The organism is Halomonas korlensis (assembly GCF_900116705.1).
GTDB lineage: Bacteria > Pseudomonadota > Gammaproteobacteria > Pseudomonadales > Halomonadaceae > Halomonas > Halomonas korlensis.
Genome location: NZ_FPBP01000009.1, coordinates 14,355 through 32,876, shown reverse-complemented (window position 1 = coordinate 32,876; position 18,522 = coordinate 14,355). Strand labels below are relative to the sequence as shown.

General features: G+C 59.3%; 26 protein-coding genes and 3 tRNA genes. 18 read left to right on the top strand and 11 right to left on the bottom strand.

The window, feature by feature from the left end; translation table 11 throughout:
• Window positions 1-11: 11 nt before the first annotated feature.
• Together BM341_RS12475 and BM341_RS12470 are read left to right on the top strand one after the other, a co-directional pair.
• Window positions 12-455 carry a phage tail protein gene (locus tag BM341_RS12475; protein ID WP_089796401.1) on the top strand — a complete coding sequence of 148 codons (444 nt, stop codon included), beginning with the start codon at window positions 12-14 and terminating at the stop codon, window positions 453-455.
• Window positions 452-1,438 carry a phage late control D family protein gene (locus BM341_RS12470; RefSeq protein WP_089796400.1) on the top strand — a complete coding sequence of 329 codons (987 nt, stop codon included), beginning with the start codon at window positions 452-454 and terminating at the stop codon, window positions 1,436-1,438. The genes BM341_RS12475 and BM341_RS12470 overlap by 4 nt, the downstream gene beginning before the upstream one ends.
• A 36-nt stretch (window positions 1,439-1,474) precedes the next feature.
• Here BM341_RS12470 and BM341_RS19035 read toward each other — a convergent pair whose 3' ends face one another.
• On the bottom strand, window positions 1,475-2,119 hold the full coding sequence (locus tag BM341_RS19035; protein ID WP_139233014.1) for a hypothetical protein: 645 nt from the start codon (window positions 2,117-2,119) through the stop codon (window positions 1,475-1,477).
• 412 nt (window positions 2,120-2,531) lie between these two features.
• On the opposite strand from BM341_RS19035, the gene BM341_RS12465 reads away from it, so the two are divergent.
• The gene (locus tag BM341_RS12465) at window positions 2,532-3,017 is read left to right on the top strand and encodes a sigma-70 RNA polymerase sigma factor region 4 domain-containing protein (RefSeq protein WP_089796399.1); all 486 of its coding nucleotides are present in this window, start codon (window positions 2,532-2,534) and stop codon (window positions 3,015-3,017) included.
• Here the strand turns inward: BM341_RS12465 and BM341_RS12460 are convergent.
• Entirely contained in the window at window positions 3,014-3,367 is a 354-nt protein-coding gene (locus tag BM341_RS12460) for a LexA family transcriptional regulator (RefSeq protein WP_089796398.1), read from the bottom strand. The genes BM341_RS12465 and BM341_RS12460 overlap by 4 nt on opposite strands.
• Before the next feature lie 150 nt (window positions 3,368-3,517).
• Between BM341_RS12460 and BM341_RS12455 the strand changes: the two genes are divergently transcribed.
• Window positions 3,518-3,955, top strand: coding sequence for a LexA family protein (locus BM341_RS12455; protein WP_089796397.1), 438 nt, complete (start codon window positions 3,518-3,520; stop codon window positions 3,953-3,955).
• Window positions 3,952-5,244: a Y-family DNA polymerase gene (locus tag BM341_RS12450; protein ID WP_245784265.1), complete on the top strand. Its 1,293-nt coding sequence runs from the start codon at window positions 3,952-3,954 to the stop codon at window positions 5,242-5,244. Before BM341_RS12455 ends, BM341_RS12450 begins: the two co-directional genes overlap by 4 nt.
• A gap of 412 nt (window positions 5,245-5,656) precedes the next feature.
• On the opposite strand, the gene BM341_RS12445 is transcribed toward BM341_RS12450, so the two are convergent.
• Genes BM341_RS12445 through BM341_RS12435 form a run of 3 tightly spaced genes read right to left on the bottom strand, consistent with a single transcriptional unit; the run spans window position 5,657 to window position 9,545 of the window.
• Complete coding sequence (locus BM341_RS12445; protein ID WP_089796396.1) at window positions 5,657-6,313, bottom strand: SOS response-associated peptidase; 657 nt, start codon at window positions 6,311-6,313, stop codon at window positions 5,657-5,659.
• Between the two features lie 32 nt (window positions 6,314-6,345).
• The gene (locus BM341_RS12440; RefSeq protein WP_089796395.1) at window positions 6,346-8,862 is read right to left on the bottom strand and encodes a DEAD/DEAH box helicase family protein; all 2,517 of its coding nucleotides are present in this window, start codon (window positions 8,860-8,862) and stop codon (window positions 6,346-6,348) included.
• A gap of 23 nt (window positions 8,863-8,885) precedes the next feature.
• On the bottom strand, window positions 8,886-9,545 hold the full coding sequence (locus BM341_RS12435; protein ID WP_139233013.1) for an XRE family transcriptional regulator: 660 nt from the start codon (window positions 9,543-9,545) through the stop codon (window positions 8,886-8,888).
• A gap of 113 nt (window positions 9,546-9,658) precedes the next feature.
• Here BM341_RS12435 and BM341_RS12430 point away from each other — a divergent pair, with 113 nt between their 5' ends.
• From BM341_RS12430 to BM341_RS19555, 13 genes are read left to right on the top strand one after another with little or no spacing between them, the layout of a single operon-like run.
• Entirely contained in the window at window positions 9,659-9,865 is a 207-nt protein-coding gene (locus BM341_RS12430) for a hypothetical protein (RefSeq protein ID WP_089796394.1), read from the top strand.
• Between the two features lie 24 nt (window positions 9,866-9,889).
• Window positions 9,890-10,093 carry a hypothetical protein gene (locus BM341_RS12425; protein WP_089792609.1) on the top strand — a complete coding sequence of 68 codons (204 nt, stop codon included), beginning with the start codon at window positions 9,890-9,892 and terminating at the stop codon, window positions 10,091-10,093.
• Between the two features lie 38 nt (window positions 10,094-10,131).
• Entirely contained in the window at window positions 10,132-10,329 is a 198-nt protein-coding gene (locus BM341_RS12420) for a hypothetical protein (protein WP_089796393.1), read from the top strand.
• Window positions 10,326-10,571, top strand: coding sequence for an ogr/Delta-like zinc finger family protein (locus BM341_RS12415; protein ID WP_175507861.1), 246 nt, complete (start codon window positions 10,326-10,328; stop codon window positions 10,569-10,571). The genes BM341_RS12420 and BM341_RS12415 overlap by 4 nt, the downstream gene beginning before the upstream one ends.
• A 35-nt stretch (window positions 10,572-10,606) precedes the next feature.
• Window positions 10,607-11,008, top strand: a complete 402-nt coding sequence (locus BM341_RS12410) for a hypothetical protein (protein ID WP_089796391.1) — start codon at window positions 10,607-10,609, stop codon at window positions 11,006-11,008.
• Between the two features lie 25 nt (window positions 11,009-11,033).
• Window positions 11,034-11,450 (top strand): hypothetical protein, encoded by a 417-nt coding sequence (locus tag BM341_RS12405; RefSeq protein WP_089796390.1) that lies wholly within the window; start codon window positions 11,034-11,036, stop codon window positions 11,448-11,450.
• A complete protein-coding gene (locus BM341_RS12400; RefSeq protein WP_089796389.1) occupies window positions 11,450-11,653 on the top strand; it encodes a hypothetical protein in 204 nt (67 codons plus the stop codon). The genes BM341_RS12405 and BM341_RS12400 overlap by 1 nt, the downstream gene beginning before the upstream one ends.
• Window positions 11,650-14,019, top strand: coding sequence for a replication endonuclease (locus BM341_RS12395; protein WP_089796388.1), 2,370 nt, complete (start codon window positions 11,650-11,652; stop codon window positions 14,017-14,019). The genes BM341_RS12400 and BM341_RS12395 overlap by 4 nt, the downstream gene beginning before the upstream one ends.
• 25 nt (window positions 14,020-14,044) lie before the next feature.
• Window positions 14,045-14,254: a hypothetical protein gene (locus tag BM341_RS12390; RefSeq protein WP_089796387.1), complete on the top strand. Its 210-nt coding sequence runs from the start codon at window positions 14,045-14,047 to the stop codon at window positions 14,252-14,254.
• Window positions 14,247-14,462 (top strand): TraR/DksA C4-type zinc finger protein, encoded by a 216-nt coding sequence (locus BM341_RS12385; protein WP_089796386.1) that lies wholly within the window; start codon window positions 14,247-14,249, stop codon window positions 14,460-14,462. The genes BM341_RS12390 and BM341_RS12385 overlap by 8 nt, the downstream gene beginning before the upstream one ends.
• Window positions 14,452-14,745, top strand: coding sequence for a hypothetical protein (locus BM341_RS12380; RefSeq protein ID WP_139233012.1), 294 nt, complete (start codon window positions 14,452-14,454; stop codon window positions 14,743-14,745). Before BM341_RS12385 ends, BM341_RS12380 begins: the two co-directional genes overlap by 11 nt.
• The gene (locus BM341_RS12375; RefSeq protein ID WP_089796384.1) at window positions 14,742-14,954 is read left to right on the top strand and encodes a DUF4224 domain-containing protein; all 213 of its coding nucleotides are present in this window, start codon (window positions 14,742-14,744) and stop codon (window positions 14,952-14,954) included. Before BM341_RS12380 ends, BM341_RS12375 begins: the two co-directional genes overlap by 4 nt.
• Complete coding sequence (locus BM341_RS19555) at window positions 14,951-16,105, top strand: site-specific integrase (RefSeq protein WP_089796383.1); 1,155 nt, start codon at window positions 14,951-14,953, stop codon at window positions 16,103-16,105. Before BM341_RS12375 ends, BM341_RS19555 begins: the two co-directional genes overlap by 4 nt.
• Here BM341_RS19555 and BM341_RS12365 read toward each other — a convergent pair whose 3' ends face one another.
• The 6 genes from BM341_RS12365 to mutY all read right to left on the bottom strand — a co-directional run bounded on the left by BM341_RS12365 (window position 16,106) and on the right by mutY (window position 18,471).
• Window positions 16,106-16,531 (bottom strand): hypothetical protein, encoded by a 426-nt coding sequence (locus BM341_RS12365; RefSeq protein ID WP_089796382.1) that lies wholly within the window; start codon window positions 16,529-16,531, stop codon window positions 16,106-16,108.
• A 168-nt stretch (window positions 16,532-16,699) separates the two neighbouring features.
• Window positions 16,700-16,775 (bottom strand) — tRNA-Thr (locus BM341_RS12360).
• A 45-nt stretch (window positions 16,776-16,820) separates the two neighbouring features.
• A tRNA-Gln gene (locus tag BM341_RS12355) sits at window positions 16,821-16,895 on the bottom strand.
• A gap of 7 nt (window positions 16,896-16,902) precedes the next feature.
• Window positions 16,903-16,978: transfer RNA gene (locus BM341_RS12350), tRNA-Phe, on the bottom strand.
• Window positions 16,979-17,083: 105 nt separating this feature from the next.
• On the bottom strand, window positions 17,084-17,356 hold the full coding sequence (locus BM341_RS12345; protein WP_089796381.1) for an oxidative damage protection protein: 273 nt from the start codon (window positions 17,354-17,356) through the stop codon (window positions 17,084-17,086).
• Window positions 17,353-18,471, bottom strand: coding sequence for an A/G-specific adenine glycosylase (gene mutY / locus BM341_RS12340; RefSeq protein ID WP_089796380.1), 1,119 nt, complete (start codon window positions 18,469-18,471; stop codon window positions 17,353-17,355). Before mutY ends, BM341_RS12345 begins: the two co-directional genes overlap by 4 nt.
• Between the last annotated feature and the right edge of the window lie 51 nt (window positions 18,472-18,522).

Below are 18,522 nucleotides of genomic sequence, written 5' to 3'. Positions count from 1 at the left end.
AGAGACTGTCCATGATGATGGCCTTCGGCATGTTCGTGTTCGCCCTGGGAACCGCGCCTTACCAGGAGCTGCAACGCCAGACCGCCTGGCGCCACGAAGGCCAGGGCCGCGTGGGCAAGCGCCCGGCGCGCCAATTCCTGGGCCCAGGCGACGACACTATCACCCTCACCGGCACCCTGCTGCCCCACTTCACCGGCGGCCAGCAGAACCTCGACCAGCTGCGCACCATGGCCGACGAAGGCGCCGCCTGGCCGCTGATCGAGGGCAACGGGTCGTTTTACGGGCTCTACGTCATCGAGTCGCTGAACGAAAACAAGAGCCACCAGATGCGCGACGGCAGCGCGCAGCGCATCGGCTTCACCCTCAGCCTGCAGCGCGTGGATGATGGCCGCGCCGACCTGCTGGGTAGCCTCACCGGCGCGCTGGCCCGCGCTGCCACCGGAATTCTGGCATGAGGCCCGCACGCCGCCCCGGCTACCACCTGACGCTCGCCGGCCAGGTCATCAGCCCCGAGCTCGACGCCCGCCTGATGCGCCTTCGGCTCACCGATCGTCGCGGCCTCGAGGCCGACCAGTTGGATATCACCCTCAGCGACCACGACGGGCGCCTGGCGTTGCCGCCCCACGGCGCCGAGCTGACCCTGGCACTCGGCTGGCAGGATGCCGGCCTGGTTGAACGCGGGTCGTTCATCGTCGACGAGGTCGAGCACTCCGGCGCTCCCGATGTCGTCGTCATCCGCGCGCGCAGCGCCAACATGCGCCGCCAGTTGCCCGGCAAGCGCTCACAGAGCTGGCACGAGGTCACCCTCGGCGAGATCGTCACCACCATCGCCGCCCGCCACGACCTCACCCCCGCCATCGGCCAGCTGCTCGAGGGCGTCTACCTCGAGCACCTCGACCAGACCGACGAAAGCGACCTGCACTTCCTCACCCGCCTGGCCGAGCAGCATGACGCCATCGCCACCATCAAGGCCGGCCGCCTGCTGTTCATGCCCGCCGGCCAGGGCAGCACCGTAAGCGGCCGGGCCATCGCCCCGGTCACCCTGCGCCGCCACCACGGCGATGGACATCGCTACATCGAAGCCGACCGCGACGCCTACACCGGCGTGCTCGCCTACTGGCACGACCCCGACGCCGCCGAGCGCCGCGAAGTCATCGCCGGCAGCGACGAAAACCTCAAGCGCCTGCGCCACACCTACGCCAGCGAAGACGCAGCCGTGAACGCCGCCAAGAGCGAGTGGCAGCGCATCCAACGCGGCGGCGCCGAGTGTTCATTGAACATCGCCGAGGGCCGCCCCGACCTCTACCCCGAAACGCCCGTTCGGCTAGAAGGCTTCAAGGCCACCATCGACGCCACGCCCTGGTTAATCACTAACGTGACCCATGATCTCACCGACACCGCCTATACCAGCTCGGTGCAGTGCGAATTAATTCCTTAAATAAGATGATTAGTTTTTAGTCTCATCGCAGGCACTTCACGTTGAAGCCTGACTCGCTGGAGATTCTTTCGCCCTTTCCTTCCACTTCTTCTTATCCTCTTCACTAGCATTATTATCAAACCAATCCTTTAGCTTTTTTATATTATCACACATCCCCCAATTAAGACCCATCAACCTTGAGCTAAAGCACTTCTCGTGCCACCAATAAAAAAGCTCACCGAAAAGGGGCACAACCAATCTCTCTTCAACCAAATCATTCTCAATCGAAATCTGAAGCCGCTGATAAAATCTAGATAGAACAAACAAGCTTCGAGTTCTTTCCTCACCCAACCTATCATATAGCTTTTGAAAGTCACCTTCTGGATTTTCATAGAGCAATCGCTCTACCTGCCCACGACATGCAAGCATATCATGGCTATTAAAATAATTATGATGATCAATGGTCGCGGCTAGTTTATTCTCCGCCACCTCCTGTTCTTTTTGAATACTAAACTGTTTCAAAGCAAACCAATACGCCAAACCAGCTGCCACTAAAACACCAATAAGACTCGTCAGAAAAGAAAAAGCTAGCTCATATTTTTTCGCACTTCCAATCTGGGAAAAGCCATCCATTAGAACCCATAGAAGTAGCGCGAATGTAGTAGCTAATAACGCTGATAAGATAAATGTTGTTTTTTTCATCTCTCCCCCAAATAAACGCCAAGCTTGATTAACTAAATTCACTCATTAAGCATGGCGTAATTATAAAATATTATCAATGACGTACTTTTATTTAGTGGCAAGCACCCAAAGGGGTTTCAGAATGTCTCGTATAAGAGTAAATTTAGCGGCGAATATAGTGATGGAATAGAAATTTTAGAGAACGTAACAGAAAAAGTCGCCCCATCTTTGGCAAAGGCCGCTTCTTCGCTGCATGGCGCATCCGCATCTATCCTTGGCGGCATACTTGCCCGCCTGATCACCCAAGTCACCCACGACATGACCGATACCGCCTACATCAACGCCCTCGAGATGGAGATCCGCCAAGGCGCCGAATCTCCAATTTGAGCAAACTGAACTGGTAGAATGAGGAAAACCGCACTTAAGGCTGACGATGACAAGCTCAACGCCGCAACAAGCCTACGACCTGTGTCACGAGCAAGGTCTCACTTTCAAGCAGATCTCCGAAGAACTCGGTATCACGACTAATATGGCCCGCCGCTACGTCAAACAGTGTGAGCGAAAAGCCTGGCTCGAGGCGCAATGGCATTATGGACTCCCGGTACAGGCCGCCAATGCGCTGCTTGCCGCCGGTTTTGATGATCGTGAGCAGGTCCTGAAGGCCTACCACAACGGCGAACTGAACCCGAAAGGGACTCTCTCACCGCACGGGCTTGGGAAAAATGGCATACAAGCCGTTGAAGAGTGGCTAGAGATACCACAGAAGAACCGCTATGACCTCGGGCCGAAGTACGTGCAACTTGCCGTGCGGCTGTACCCCGACGCACAGCGAGCCCTGAAACGGCTGGAAGATGAAACCGGCGAGCTGCCGTCCGCGATCGTCGCTCGCTTGATCCTCGAAGCCGACCAATCTGACTAGAACGCATACCTCCTCGCCTGGCTGACCACCACCCCGCGCAGCTCGCTCTGCCGCGCGGGAAACGAGCCGCTGCGATCCACCGGCGGAACCATACGCAGCTGGCCACCGATCCGGTGGCTGCTGAACAGCCGCTGCTCGCCCTCCACGTCAACGATCACCAAGTCGGCATGCTGCGCCGCCTTCTGTTCATCCACCACCAGCAGATCCCCCTCCATCAGCGGCCCCGCCACGCCGGCTTCATCGCTCACTTCGACCAGGTAGCATGTCGGTGCAAAGCGGGTCAGGTCATAACCGTCCAGCGCCGGGTGGTCGATGCCCGCACAGAGCGGGCCCAGGTAATTCACTCGCATCGCCCCTGCCTTTTCTTTTGTTCACTCAGCTCCGCCATCGCGGGATTTACGGTCTCAATGCTCGGCTTGCACGCTACATTAGCGTTTGCCTGTGTGGCGCACAGTGGTGAATACTGTATAAAAGAACAGTCATTCACAAGAGGCCAGGCCATGCGCGACGACTTTTTTCTTCCCCACCCCTCACCACTCACCCTGGCCTTGCCCCACCCCCTGGCCCTTACCCGCGCGGGGCTTTCCGGATTCCCCAGCCCTGCCCAGGACTACGAGGGCCGGACTCTGGACCTCAATGAGCGCCTGGTGAAGCGCCCCTCGGCAAGCTTCTTCATGACCGTTACCGGTGACAGCATGGATTCGCTGGGCATCCACGAGGATGACCTGCTGCTGATCGACCGCTCTATCGATGCTCGCCCCGGTCATATCCTGGTGGCTTCGGTCGAAGGCGAGCTGATCGTCAAACGCTACGAGATGCTCGGACGCCGCCCTTACCTGTGTTCCGGAAATGCCCAGTACCCGCCCATCCCGCTGGCCAACCTCGACTGCCAGGTCTGGGGAGTGGTGCGCGCCGTGATCCACGAATACACGGTATGAGCGGCGCCATGATCGGCCTGGTGGACTGCAATAACTTCTACGTCTCGTGCGAGCGCGTCTTCCAGCCGCGGCTGAACGGCCGAGCGGTCGGGGTGCTGTCGAACAACGACGGCTGCGTGATCGCCCGTTCCGCCGAGATCAAGCAGCTGGGGGTGGAGATGGGCACGCCCGCCTTTCAACTGCAGCATCTGATCAGGCGCGGGCAAATCCACCTGCTCTCGTCCAATTACGAGCTCTATGGCGACATGTCGTCACGCGTGCAAGCTATCCTCGAGGAGTTCTCCGCCGGGGTGGAGCCGTACTCGATCGATGAGATGTTCGTGCGCTTCGATGGCTTCGCGCCGGGCCCGCTGCTCGAGCACGCCCGGGCGCTGCATCACCAGGTGCGCCAGTTCACCGGCATCCCGGTCTGCGTGGGGGTGGCCCCCACGCGCACCCTGGCCAAGCTGGCCAACCGTGCCGCGAAGAAGATTCCCGGCTATCAAGGCGTCTGTGTGCTCCACCCCGGCAGCCCGGAAACCTGCGGCCTGCTGCAGCGCACCGCGCTCGGTGATATCTGGGGGGTGGGCCGACGCCTGGTTGAAAAGCTCGCGCTGCGGGATGTCCGCACGGCCTGGGATCTCGCCCAGCAGGATCACAAGACCATCAAGCGGCGCTTCAGCACCACGCTCGAACGCACCGTTCTCGAGCTCCAGGGCAGCGCCGCCATCGACATGAACGATAGCGACGCACCCCGCCAGCGCATCATGACCTCGCGCTCGTTCGGCAAGCTCACCGGCGACCTGGCCGAGATCGGTGAAGCCATCCGCCAGCACGCCCAGCGCAGTGCCGAGAAGCTCCGCCAGCAAGACAGCCTGACCCGGGCGGTCTACGTGTTCCTCAAGACCAATCCGCATCGCCCCGACCTGCGGCAGTACTCGCCCAGCGTCGTCATCGAGCTGGAGCGGCCCACCGACGACAGCCGTGAGATCCTCCATGCGGCCAGCCGCGCCCTGCAGGCCATCTACCAGCCTAGGTATCGCTTCATGAAAGCGGGGGTGATGCTGATCGACCTGATCGATGCCAACCGGCAGCAGCTCTCGTTGCTCGATTCGGCACAAAGCGAGGCCGAGCGCGAGCGCAGCGCCAGGCTGATGGCCGCGATGGACGAGCTGAATCAAAAGATGGGGCGCGGCACCGTCACGCTGGGGCGACCCAGCCCCGGCGCCGCCTGGCACCTGCGCTGTGCGAATCGCACGCCGCGCTGGACCACGCGGTGGAGTGAGCTAGCCAACGTCAAAGCGCGGTAGCAACGGAAGAACCTGATACACATTAAAAAGCCCAACCTTCACAGGTTGGGCTTTTGCCTTGTCTTCCATGGTGGCTTGTCGCAAACATCCCGCTCGCGCGTCCTTGTTTAGATCGAGCTTTCCCGAATCGATCTTCCCCCGTTGAGCCCTCCTTGGCTCTGTGTTGACATTAGCAACGACCAAATGAGGAAGACATTAACATGCATTAATTTAGCATGTAGGAAATCGCCGACAGCAAGCGTAATAAAAACGTCGAAACAGGTTAATGAGCGTCCCTGCAAAAAGTGGAGCATCCTGCCCGTGCTTCCCTGATAAGCTGTCCATAGCCTACTTACGGATAGTTACATTGCTGACGCTACAATCAAATAGGAAGTGAAGAGATTTCTAATATGGGATTTCTCGCACAAAAAGATCAGGCAGGATTGAGCAGCGCCGCATCTTCGTCATTCCCCGGCCGGTTCACCCGCGTGCTCACCGGCCAGTGCGTGATCAACTCGGCATCCAGGTGATGCACGACGTTGCGGATCGTCTCGCGGTCGGTCAGGTCAGGGTCGAGCCACGGCTCGAGGCTCTCGGCATCCAGGGCCAGCGGCATGCGCGAGTGGATCTCCTTGGCAGATCCACGCGCCGGCTCGGTGATGATCGCGCAGCCGGGCGTGCCATCCGCCCGTTCGGCCCAGATCCCCGCCAGCCAGAGCGGCTCACGATCCTCGCGGCACAGAAAATGCGGCTGCTTCTTGCCATCGACCGGCAACCACTCATACCAGCCATCGGCCGGCACCAGGCAGCGGTGATGGGCGAACGCGCCCTTGAAGTAGTTGGAGGTGGCCACTTTCTCGACAGTGGCGTTGATCGGCTGCGGCGCCTTCTCACCCGCCCAATGCGGCTTGTAGCCCCACCACAGCTCGTCCATGACCAGCGGTGCCTCGTCATCGGCGCGGCGCACCGCCGAGATGAAGGTACCCGGCGGCACGTTGTAGCGCGGCGTTACCTCCCCGGCCTCCAGCGGCAAGCGCAGAGATTCGGATAGCTTGGGGTAAGTGCTGTAGAGAGCGAAGCGGCCGCACATATAAACCTCAAACGGGAAGAATATTTAGACTATTACCGCATCATTCCAATTAAGTACTTATCCAATATATCTTGTTCACACAACTCATACTCCTGCAGTCGTGCGGCCACCCCATCCTCTGAAAGTTGATCAGGCTTCACTCTTGAAAGATCGACAAAAAACCTTCTGATCTGCTTCTTGAACGCTCTGAGCCGACTGTCGTCGAGGATTTTAATCGGGTTGTTGACCGCGACACCTCTAGCAAATTTTCGAGCAGGAATGATTAGCACGTTTACAGAATTTGCGCCAGGATATTGTTCCTTGAACCAAGCGATAGAAGAGTCTATTTGCTCTGCCTCCGATTTGACTATTTCAGATCTAGTCTTCTTTACTTCATTTTTTGCTTCAACAAGAAGGTAAGTACCGTCTGTCACAACCCAAAGGTTATCTGGCCCCATCTTCCATTCACTGTCAGGCATCTGGGTAGTAAATCCGAGCGATTTACCAAGCGAATCCCAAGCTCTTTCAAACCTTTTAGAGTCACCCTCAAACCGAAGATTTGACAAAATTTCATCTATCTCAATTACCATTTCTTGTGGCTCATCAAAGCCATTTACCCAAGAGATAACCCTTGAAACCCTAGCCTCTGGAATGTATGAAATCTTGTCGTACTTAATACCATCCCTGGGTTTTAGAAGAAGTCTATTAGAAGAAAAAGCAGCCAATTGAAATTTATTTGATTCCGTCTTGCTGTATGGGTAAACGAGACGAGCCATTTCTTGTAAGTACCATGCCTTCTCTTTTTGACTCAGCTCTTCCTTATCTAACGCAGACTGCATAACTTGTGCTGCCGTAGAGTAGTCTCCATTTCGGTAAGCTTCATCTGCCTGCCTCTCAGCCATGAAAAGACCCAAGAACTCACTTGATGCATGTGTACTTTTTATAGAGTTCATTTCTTGCCTATAAAAATCTTTCCATGCACTATCCCTGCTGAGGCATTTGTTGATCAAGCTTTTTAACACATCCTTGATGTCACCACCATGCTCTAGCTCCCCCTTGGCCAAGGAAACAATCTTTAGCCCAATATCGACTTGCTTGTTTGTTTGAGGGGAGAAGTGACGCCTGGTCTTTTTCGAGCGAGCCTGTTTAACCAAATCGGGACCAATCAACACTATTACCGAATAATCCTTATCCCCCCTGACCGACCGCCCCATACCTTGCTCTATACTTCTAGCAAGGCGTTTTTCAACCACATCACTGCCCACCCTGACAGTGTTTTCATATTGAGAAGAAAGATCGTTAGAATAAGGGTTTCCAGACAGCACCAATACGCGGCATGCACTGTCTGGAAGATCTATTCCGTCATATTTATTCGCGAACACCCTAGCTTTATATCGCTCTTCTTCATTATGTAGCTTTGCAACCTCAGCATCAATATTGTCTTTGCTTACATAAATAGCGCCATATTGCGTCCACATTCTTGAATTAGGCTCGCTTGAAACAAGAATCGATGTACCAATGGAATTTGACTCTTTGTCTTGGCAAAAAAGCTCTCCTAACGTAGACAGGTTCACCTCGGAGTCTATTTCACTCGGAATTAGAACCATTTTTTCACCAGACCACTTTTCGTCAGGGTACACAAGAGGTTTCTGTACAGATTGTATAGAAATACCTAAATCAGCTATAAGAAATGAATCATCAACCATAGTGGCCGACATAAAAACTCGCTGGCCAGCTGATTCATAAAAATCAAAATTCCTTATTGGCGTGGTATATGGAACAATACTTACTTCTTTCCCGGAGACTAAGCACTGACAATTTGAAAGGGCATCCTTTATAATCTCCCAAGCAAACTTCACATCATTACTATTTAAATTTTTCGATAGAATATCAGCCACTTTCCCAGTATTCTCATACCAAGCCCAGTAAGGAACTGGAAGAAGTGCATCTCGGCCACCATCCTTAATTTCTCGAAGAGTTCCTTCACCCTGCCCTTCAAGATCTTCTTCGAATAGAGAAATTATATCACGATACGCATCTTCCCCGTTTTTCAGCGTTATTATACACGCATTTTTTATTGTTTCAGAGCAAGCATGCGAATCGTCAATTACAATATTAATGTTTTCAACCTTGCTACGCCTTGTTCCAAGCTTTGAAAAGCCATTAAAAGCTTTTGATGCGTTACATACAAGTATCGACTCTCCGTTCTCAAACTCGACAGGGAGGTCACTAGTAAATTCAATGCAACTAATGCCAAACGATTTAGCTTGCTTCAAAGTTTGCCCAACCAAATAGTTATTCGGGCAAACATATAGACTAGGGTTTCCAGTCTCATTCAGTTTTGACTGCAACATCAGAAGACCGACCAAAGTCTTCCCTTGTCCTGTATGCAGCTTAACAAGAACGTCTTTGTCACTTCTCCTATTCGTATGCCAGTCAGTTAATACATATTCTTGTGCTGGTCGAAGAGGCCCTTTGTCCGTTTCCCGATCTGAATTTTCGTAAATGAGAGAAGGATCAGTTAATGCGGTAGTACTTGAGCTTCCAGTCAATTTTGAAAAATCGATCATTAGAGCCTCCTGCGTAAAGAATATTAGGAAATCCTTGATATTTTTATTTCACACCGCCCCAAGATCTCTACGTCCCGCATATCCTGCGGCTTGATCATTTCTTTATCGTAGCGCGGGTTGTCGCTGATTAGCAGCCAGGCCCCGCCGGCCACCCGCTGCACGCGCTTGATGCGCCGCTCGCCGTGCATCAATAGAAGGAACACCCCATCGGTGCGCACTTCTCGCCGGCTACGGTCCACCAGCACCCAATCGCCATCGGCGAGGGTGCCGTCCATCGAATCTCCGCGCACCTTAATGCCCACCACCTGAGCGGGGTCCAGCCCCTGGGCGGCCAGTTGGTCGCTCGGGAAATAGAGCGTCGTCTCGATCGGCTCGCCTTCGAACGATCGGCCCGCCCCGGCGGCGGCTTCGATGTCGTACATCGGCACCGGGCAGGGTGAATCACCCGGGCCGACCGCCTCAGCTATCGCTGGAGGCCTCCCCGTTTCTCGATGCCCGGTAAGTACAAAGTGCGTATCCACGCCAGCGGCATCTAAAGCGGCCAAATAATCAGCTTGAGGGCTTCTATCTCCGCTCTCGTAGTTCGCCTGAGCACGTTTGGACACACCCCCCAATCGCGCAAATTCGTCCTGAGAAAGGGACATACGCTGCCGTTCTTCCTTGAGGCGATCGTTTAAGTGCACGTTTTTACCTCGCACCCTTTGACAGATGCACGAACGTGCATTAGATTTCTCTTTGTATTGCACATACGTTCACAAGCGCCGTTGTCTTTCACTATGTTAAGGAAGCCTAACCCATGGCCACTACTGAAACCATCATCACCCCCGTTTCTCGCGCTCCGCGAGGTTGCAACCGTCCAGTGATGGCTCACCTCACTGAGAGTGAGCGGAACGAGCTGGAAGGACTGGCACAACGTGAGATGCGCTCCCTCTCCGCTACCGCCCGCATGTTGCTGCTGCGCGGCATCGAGCAGTACCAAACCGAAAGCGCTGTCGCTGACTGAATCGCTGCAAAAGGAATCGCCGTCATGCATCAGGACACCCGTCGCATTCGTTCCCGATATGCCGCCATCAACCTCGACGACTACGAGGCCAAGTTGATCGACGCCCTCGTCGACTACACCGGCATGTCACGCGCCACGCTGCTCCGCCAGCTGGTCCTCAAGGAGGCCCTCGAAACGCTCGGCCTCAGCGACCTCGGTATCTCCACTGTGGCCCATCGCGCGCCATAAAGGCAGGCATGAAAAAGGTCCCCAAGGAGCACCCAAAAATGCCCGATGAACTGAGCCTGATGCTCGACCCGCAACTGGAAATCGCCTTGCAGGAAGTGTGCGACCAGGAGGGGCTCGAGTCTCTCGACCAGGCAGCCGAATGGCTGACGCGCCGTCGCCTGCGCAAGGGCACCGTTGGGCTCACTGGTCGCGGGCGAGCGCTATACGACATCAACGATCAAGGAGGCCGCCGGTGAGGATCACCTGCCCCCACTGCAAAGACCGCGCGATCACGCGTACCAGCCGGCGCCCCGCCCCGGTGTTTTATGAGGTGTACGTGCAGTGCGCGAACCCGCAATGCGGCTGGGCCGGAAAGATCTATGTGGAATTCGCCACCACCACGGCGCCCAGCCGCCAGCCGGACCCGCAGGTGCGCATTCCCATCGAAGCCGCTAGCCGCCGTCTGCTGCTCGATCAACTACTGCCCGAAACCAGCTGATACCCCTTAACCAGCACCAACACCGGAGCATTCCCATGGGAATCGTGACCTCGCTACGCCAGAAATCCGCCACTGCCCCGCAGTTGGACGCCCAAAGCCTCGCCATCGGCTACTTGTTCGAGGTGCGCTGGGAATGCCGCCACAGCGCGCTGGCCCACTGCACCCGCCGGCTGACCGAGCGGCACGACATGCCCGCGCACGTTGCCGAGCGCGAGGCGCTGCAAGCCTACGCCGCACTGGAGAGCGTCAATCACCGCATGCGCGTCGACATCGCCGCCACCACCTCCGACCTGGTGATGCTCCGCGACGCCGAGAACCGCAGCATCGCGCTGACCGTGACCGACCTGCGCCGCCTGGTCGACCAGCTCCGCCGCGATGAGTGCCTGCCGCGCATCGATCCGGAGCGCTTTGAGAGCGCGCACATCCTCGAGCACTGAAACCCCACTTCCAGGAGCCGCTGCCATGTCTGCGTCCGTTCATCAGCTACCGACACCCAGCCAGCCGCCGGCCGTCCAGCGGGACCGCGCCGACTTCGGCGCCCTGCGTGCCGAGCTGCATCAACGCTGTGCCGATCACGATCTCGCCGAGCTGTGGTCGAGCCTGGCCACTGGCGAGCGCAAGGCCCTGCTGGCCAGCGCCAAACTCAGCCCGCGCGAGGCGCTCACGCCCATAGAGCAGATGGCCAAGTTCAACCGCGAGGCGATCCGCGGGGCCATCCAGCGCATGAGCCAGTACGCCAACCGCCTGCGCCGCCAGCTCGAGGGCGACAAGCCCCATCCCAGCCGAGAGCTGGCAAGCCTCGCCCGCCAGGCGCTCGCCGAGGGCGATACCCGCGCCGCCCAGCACTGGCTGGCCCTGATCGAAAAGGGGGTGGCGTGATGATCGAGAAAACCATAACCGAAATGTATCGCGGCCTCGAGGTGCTCGAAGCCACCGCCAAACAGCTCGAACGCGACGGCATGACCGACCTCGCCCAGCATCTACGTCAACGCGCACACGCACTTGGCGGCGAGCTGCTGACCATCGACGGCATCCTCCAGGAAGCCGACGAGGCCACTGGCGACCGGCAGGGGAAAGCATGAGAGCGCTCGAGCAATCCCTGCAATTCGGCACCCATGAGTGCCGGCAATGGCGCGCCACCTTCTTCGACGCGTTGCCGGGCCTGGCGGAGGATCTCGCCGGCGGCTTCGTGCAGGTGGCCAAACGCCATGGCAACGCCGCGGGTAACCGCTGGTTGGCTCGCAACGCCAAGGGGCTGATCGATCCCGATCGTGTGTATCGACGCTTCGCGCCCATCGCCGGCGACTTAACGCGCGGCTTCAAGGCGCTGCGCAACCGCGAGACGACCACCCTCGAGGGCATCAAGGCCGGCTGCGCGTGGCTGGAAAGTGTGCAGAAACGCCTGACGGTCGGCGCGCTCAATGCGACCCACGATGACGATGCGCTGGTCCGCTACGCCGAGGCGCACGCCCGGGCCGTGGATGACGAGCGGAACGCCATCATCGGTAGCATCGCCGAACACAACCGCCGCCTGCGGCTGGGGCTGCTGCCGCCCTCGCCCGATAAACCACGCCTCGAGGGCGACCGCCTTTCGGATCAGGCCCGCTACCTGGCCAACGTGATCGCCGAGCGGCGCAATCCGCTCACCCCGCCGCCGTTCGGTATTCCGCTCATGGCGGTGTTCGCCTGGCATCGCGCCCCGGTGATGAGCCTCGCCGTGGCCGACGAGCTGGCCTTGGCCAAAGCGCGCAAGCGCGCCCGCCTGCATGGCGTCGAGCCCCCTAGCTTGAAAACTCCCAGCACCGTGCAACTCGCCCGCCTGAGCTGCTCGCTATGGTGGCGGCGCAAGCTTCGCCGGGTCGCCGGGCGCCGCCTCGAGCAGGTCCAGCGCGAGGCGCACCGAGTGCACGCCCAGGCCGGCATCTACTGCAGCAACATGACCATCGAGCGCCGTCGTCAGCAAAAGGTACGCAACCGCACCCTGCTCGAAACCCTTGAGGCCATTAACCAGGAGGGGCAGACCTATACCCTCGCCGAGCTCGCCGAGCTGGGTTTGGCCAATCCCGATCACCGCCGCGCCGAGCTCATGCTGCGAATTGCCGACACCGAGGCCGAGTCGCGCCGCATCGGCCATGTCGGCATGTTCTATACCCTGACGACGCCGAGCCGCTTCCATCCGGTCATTGCTAACAAACGCTGGGATGCCAAGCGGAAACGAAACCGGTACCACTGCCGCCGCAACCCCAAGTACGACGGCAGCACGCCCCGTGAAGCCCAGCAACATCTGCAGCAAACATGGGCCAAGGCGCGCGCCAAGCTCGCTCGCGAGGGGCTGGCGATCTACGGCATCCGTGTGGTGGAGCCGCATCACGACGGCACGCCTCACTGGCACCTGCTCATCTGGATGAAATCGGAAGACGAAGAAAACGTCACCGAGATCCTACGCTGCCATGTCGAGCAGGATTCCCCGGAAGAGCTGTTCGATCGACGCGGTAACAAGACAACGGCGCGATTCGATGCAAAACGGATCGACTTCACCAAGGGCACGGCGACCGGCTACGTCGCGAAATACATCAGCAAGAACATCAACGGCGAGCAGTTCGATCGTGCCGGCGTCGAGGACGATCACCTTGACCGGTATGAGCACGACCTGAACGAGGTCGCCCCCCGCATTGAGGCCTGGGCGGCCGTGTGGGGTATTCGGCAGTTTCAATTCGTGGGGCTGCCGTCGGTCACAGTCTGGCGTGAAGTGCGCCGGCTTACCGAGAAGCAGGCCGACCAGCTCCGCCAGTGGGAAGAAGCGACCCGACCCGAGCCACGCGCCGCCGCCCGTTTGCATGAGATCCGCCAAGCAGCGAATGCCGGTGAGTGGGACAAGTTTTTGCGCTTGATGGGCGGCCCCAACCTACCTCGAAAGGATCGTCCGATCCGCCCCTGGACTGTGCAGCGCATGGACACCGGCCGCGCCGAGTTCAGTCACGCCACCGGCGAAGAGCGCCAGGGCCTCGAGGCATTGGGCCGCTACGGCGAGCCGGTGGCCACCACCTGGGGCCTGGTCGTCAGCGATGGCCTGGGTCATGAATCCGAGTACCTCACCCGCCTGTATCGCTGGGAGGTGCGCTCCAAGCACCACCGCTCGGGGGCGGGTAGTTCGGGACCCGACGAAGTCGGGGCCCCTTGGACTTGTGTCACTAACTGTACGGAGCGCCCCCGGCGCGACGGGCAAACCACCGCCCCACGGGTCGACACGACCCCCACAAAACCCAGCGACGAGGAGCTCGCCCGCCAGATCGAGCGCTATCACCAATGGCGAGCCAGCGAAGAGGTCCGCGCCGAGATGGAATCCGTCGAGCTCGAGACCCAACTCGCTCGCGCCGCTGCGCGGCGCCTGTTCGAACCACCCCCGATACCGGAGCCGGAAGAGTTCTTCCCGCCCGAGCTGTGCTGACATTCACCACAATGAGGAGGCAACCATGCCCAATCGAAACCACCATAAGCCCAACGGCATCCTGCAGGACGCCGGCGAAGTCGAGGTGTTATCGCCCCACCAAGGCGCCGTGCGGCACCGGCACGCCATGGTCGTGTCGTTCGCCAGCGAGGCGGATCTGCGCCGCGCCCTCGATCGCCACCAGTGCGCCTACCACCACGGCCAGGATATCCAGGAGCGAATCAACAATGGCTGACAACGCTGACATCGCCACCGACATCGCCGAGCGCCGCCTGGCTCACGCCCTGGCCAGCCAACGCCGGCCGTTACCGGTGGCAACCGACCCCGACTGCGAGGAGTGCGGTCAGGAGATTCCCAAGGCACGTCGCGAAGCGGCGCCCTGGGCGACCACCTGCATCGAATGCCAGGGCATCCGTGAGCGGAGGTGTCGCCATGTCCGCTAACGCACCACAAGGCGGCCACGTGGCACGCTCGGCGGCCATGCTCTGCCAGGACCCAGCCTTTCGGCTCTACCTGGACCGTCGACGCCGCCACAAGCTGCAGCTCGACGAGAGCCAGCTGCCGGACGGCACCCATAGCGAGCAGGACGCCCGCGACTGGCTGTGCGCGGCTTGCAATATCCGCAGCCGCGCCGAGCTGGATCACGATTATGAGGCGGAGCGAACCTTCCGACAGGTACGCAACCGCTTTAACCGCTGGAGAGCGAAGCAAAGGGGGCAGGCATGAGCCATACCACCGTATTATCCTGCAGGGATCTCAAGGAGATTACCGGGTACCAGCGACCCGCCGATGTCGCTCGCTGCCTGAGGGAGCAAGGCGTGCGCGTGTTCAATGGTCGAGGTGGGCCTTGGACGACGCTGGATCTGATCAACCACGCTGGCGGCATCACGCCGGCCAGCAATACCGAGCTCATGGATCCGGCTGATATCCTATGAAGTCTTCCGCCAGGCGACGCAAGCACAACCCGCACATTCCGGCCCATATCGACCAGGGCCGGATCCCTGCGGGTATCTATTTTGATCACCGTGGTCACGGGCGTTGGTATTTGTTGAGCCGCGACGAAGGCGGCCGCCAGCGTCGGCAGAACATCGCCGATCACATGGCAACGCTCTCCGAGCTGCATCGCATCGTCGAGCAGCGCCATGGCATCGATCGCAATACGCTGCGTTACCTGGCCGATCGTTTTCACCAGTCGGCGCAGTACCTGGCGCTCGCGCCCAAGACTCGCAGCGATTATGACTACTGCCGCGACGCCTTGCTCGAGCGACCCACCAAGCTCGGCAAGCCGCTGGGCGACCTGCCCACCCGGCAATTCACGCCCGCCCTGGTGCAACGTCTCGTCGACAAGATCGCCGCCGAAGGCACACCCAGCAAGGCCAATCACCTGCTGCGCTACCTGCGCAGGCTATTCCGCTGGGGAATCAACCGTGGTCATTGCGACATCAACCCAGCGGCTGGCGTCGAGCAGGCCCGAGAACGGAAACAGCGCCGCCTGCCAGAGCTGGCCACCATTGCGACGCTGACCGCCTTCGCCAAAGAACGCGGACAGCGCACCCGAGGTGAAAAAGGCGCCTGCGCCCCTTACCTCTGGATCGTGATGGAGTTGGCATACATCCTGCGCTTGCGCGGCATCGAGGTCGTCACGCTCTCCGACGCCAACAGCACCGTCGACGGTGTGCTGACAAACCGCCGCAAGGGCAGCCGCGACAACGTGGTGCGTTGGTACCCACGCCTTCGTAACGCCTGGCAAGCCGCCACCGAACGACGCGACGGGATCTGGAAGTCGAAGGGCCGCCCGGTACCCATGCACCCCGAGAGCCGCCCGCTGATCGTCGCCGCTGATGGAAGTGAGCTGCGCAAGTCGAGCCTCGACACCGCCTGGCAACGGCTGATCAAGATGGCCATCGACGAAAAGGTGATCACCGCCGGGCAGCGCTTCGGACTACACGATCTCAAGCGCCGCGGTATCACCGACACCAGGGGCACGCGGCACGACAAGCAAGAGGCCAGCGGCCACCGATCTGCCTCCATGATGGACACCTACGACCTCAGCGTCCCCCTGGTACCGCACCCCGGCGAAGACTGATTAGGCAAGGCCGGCTGCAGCGCCTCCCCCAGACAGCATCGCACCTGTCGCGTAACGAACAGCCTCAGTGCCAGCCGTAGCCCCCGCAGACCGCAGAGCCTGTTTAAAGCGTTCCAAGCCTTTCGGCTTGTTCAATTCTTCGAGTAGCTCCTGACCCAGAGGAGTTAACACCAAGGGCACTGACGCGATATCGAAATTACCGGAAAGCGTTGGGCAGTGCCCCCAGCCATCCGCTTGACTGCTCCTTTGCCTCATCAGACCCGCACCGTATAACTCGTCCATGTGATACACGAACTTGTGGGCTTGGCCCTGCTGGTCATCGTCGTCACCCACGAACTGATGCCATAAAGAGTCATTTTTGACGCCGACATAACCGCCATCATTTAGTGACTGCAGCAGATCCTTCATGTATTGCGAATCGAGCATGAGATAAGCCAACTCTGCGTATGGTTTTTTTAGTTACTGCAGAGATAGGGTAGTAGAGATAGGTAGGAAGCGCCGAGTTGTTACGCATGGTGTTACGCATAAACGAAAAAACCGCCCCGGAAGGCGGTTTTCATAATAACTATCTCGTTGTTTTTCCCGATGTTTCTATGGTGCCGGCACCAGGAGTCGAACCCGGGACCTACTGATTACAAGTCAGTTGCTCTACCAACTGAGCTATGCCGGCTCGGGACCGACTCGCACGAGATACAGAATCGGAAAAGGGTTGGCGTGGCTGGGGTACCAGGATTCGAACCTGGGAATGCCGATACCAAAAACCGGTGCCTTACCACTTGGCTATACCCCAGCAGTTGTGGTGGCCAGAGACGGAATCGAACCGCCGACACGGGGATTTTCAATCCCCTGCTCTACCAACTGAGCTATCTGGCCGCTGCCAACGGTGCGTATTAAACCCCAAGGGGCCGTTTTCGTCAACCCCCCTTTCGTTTCAAAAAGATGGCGGGGCCTGGCGCTCAGCGAAGGCCAGAAGCCAGGTCAGTTGTCGCGCGGCACATAGCCTTCGGCCTGGTCGGTCTCGCGATTGTCGAGGAAACGTTCCATCTGCTCCATCAGGTACTCCCGGGAGGAAGGCTCGAGCATGTTGAGATGCTTTTCGTTGATCAACCGGGTCTGCAGCGCCTGCCATTCCTCCCAGGCCTGTTTCGATACACTGGCCTGGATCTCCTGGCCCTTTTTGCCAGGCAGAGGGGGAAACGGCAGGGCCTCTAGATCCTGCTGATACTTGCGACAGAAAACGGTCTGGCTCATGAAGAATACTCCTGGTGAAGGGGTTCGGGGCCGGCGGGGGCGGTGAGCGTGAAGGGCGCAAGCGAGCTCAAGAGCGCCTTCACCGGGGCCGCCAGGCCGATGCTGTCCGGCTGCTCGGGATCGTACCAGCGCTGGGCTTCGCCGACGGCATCTAATCGGGCAATCCGTGCCGGCTGAGGCGTGATGTCCAGGCGGAAGTGACTGAACACATGGGTGAAAGACGCCCAGCTCGGGGCCAGCTTGGCACCTGGCGCTCGGGCATCCAGCCAGGCGCGCAGCGATTCGCCGTCATCGAACTGCGGCAAGCCCCAGAGCCCACCCCAGAGCCCCGAGGGCGGACGCTGCTCGAGCAGCACACGGCCGTCGTCGTCGCACAGCAACAGCATGAGGGTCGTGCGCGTGGGGAGGGCCTTGCTGGGTTTGGACTCGGGAAAGCGTCGCTCCTCGCCGCGCTCATGGGCGAGACAGACATCGTTGAAGGGGCAGCGGGCGCAATCGGGGCGACCACGGCGGCACAGCGTTGCCCCAAAATCCATCATCGCCTGGGTATAGTCGACCAGCCGCTCGCGAGGGGTAAAATGCTCGGCCAGGGCCCAGAGCCGGCGCTCCACCGCCGGACGCCCGGGCCAGCCTTCAACGGCATGCAAGCGACTCAGGCTGCGCTTGACGTTGCCATCGAGGATCGTCGCCCGCTGGCCGGTGCTCTGGGCGATGATTGCCCCGGCGGTGGAGCGCCCGATGCCCGGCAAGGCGGCCATGTCGTCCAGATTGTGAACGGGGAACTCGCCGCCATGCTCGTCGACGACCACTCGCGCCGCCTTGTGCAGGTTGCGCCCGCGCGCGTAATAGCCAAGCCCGGTCCACAAATGCAGCACTTCATCCTGCGAGGCGCCCGCCAACGCCAGCACATTAGGAAAGCGTGCCATGAAACGTTCGAAATAAGGAATCACCGTGGCGACTTGGGTCTGCTGCAGCATGATTTCCGAGACCCAGACCCGGTAGGGCGTGCGTTCATGCTGCCAAGGCAGGTCATGACGCCCGTGAGCGTCGAACCACCCCAGCAGGCGACGCTGGAAGACGTCGGGTGCGAGCACTGGGGGCGGCATTTGCGTCATGCTTGCTCCAGAATCAAGGCGAAAAAAAGCGTCGGTCAGGGCCGATGCGGG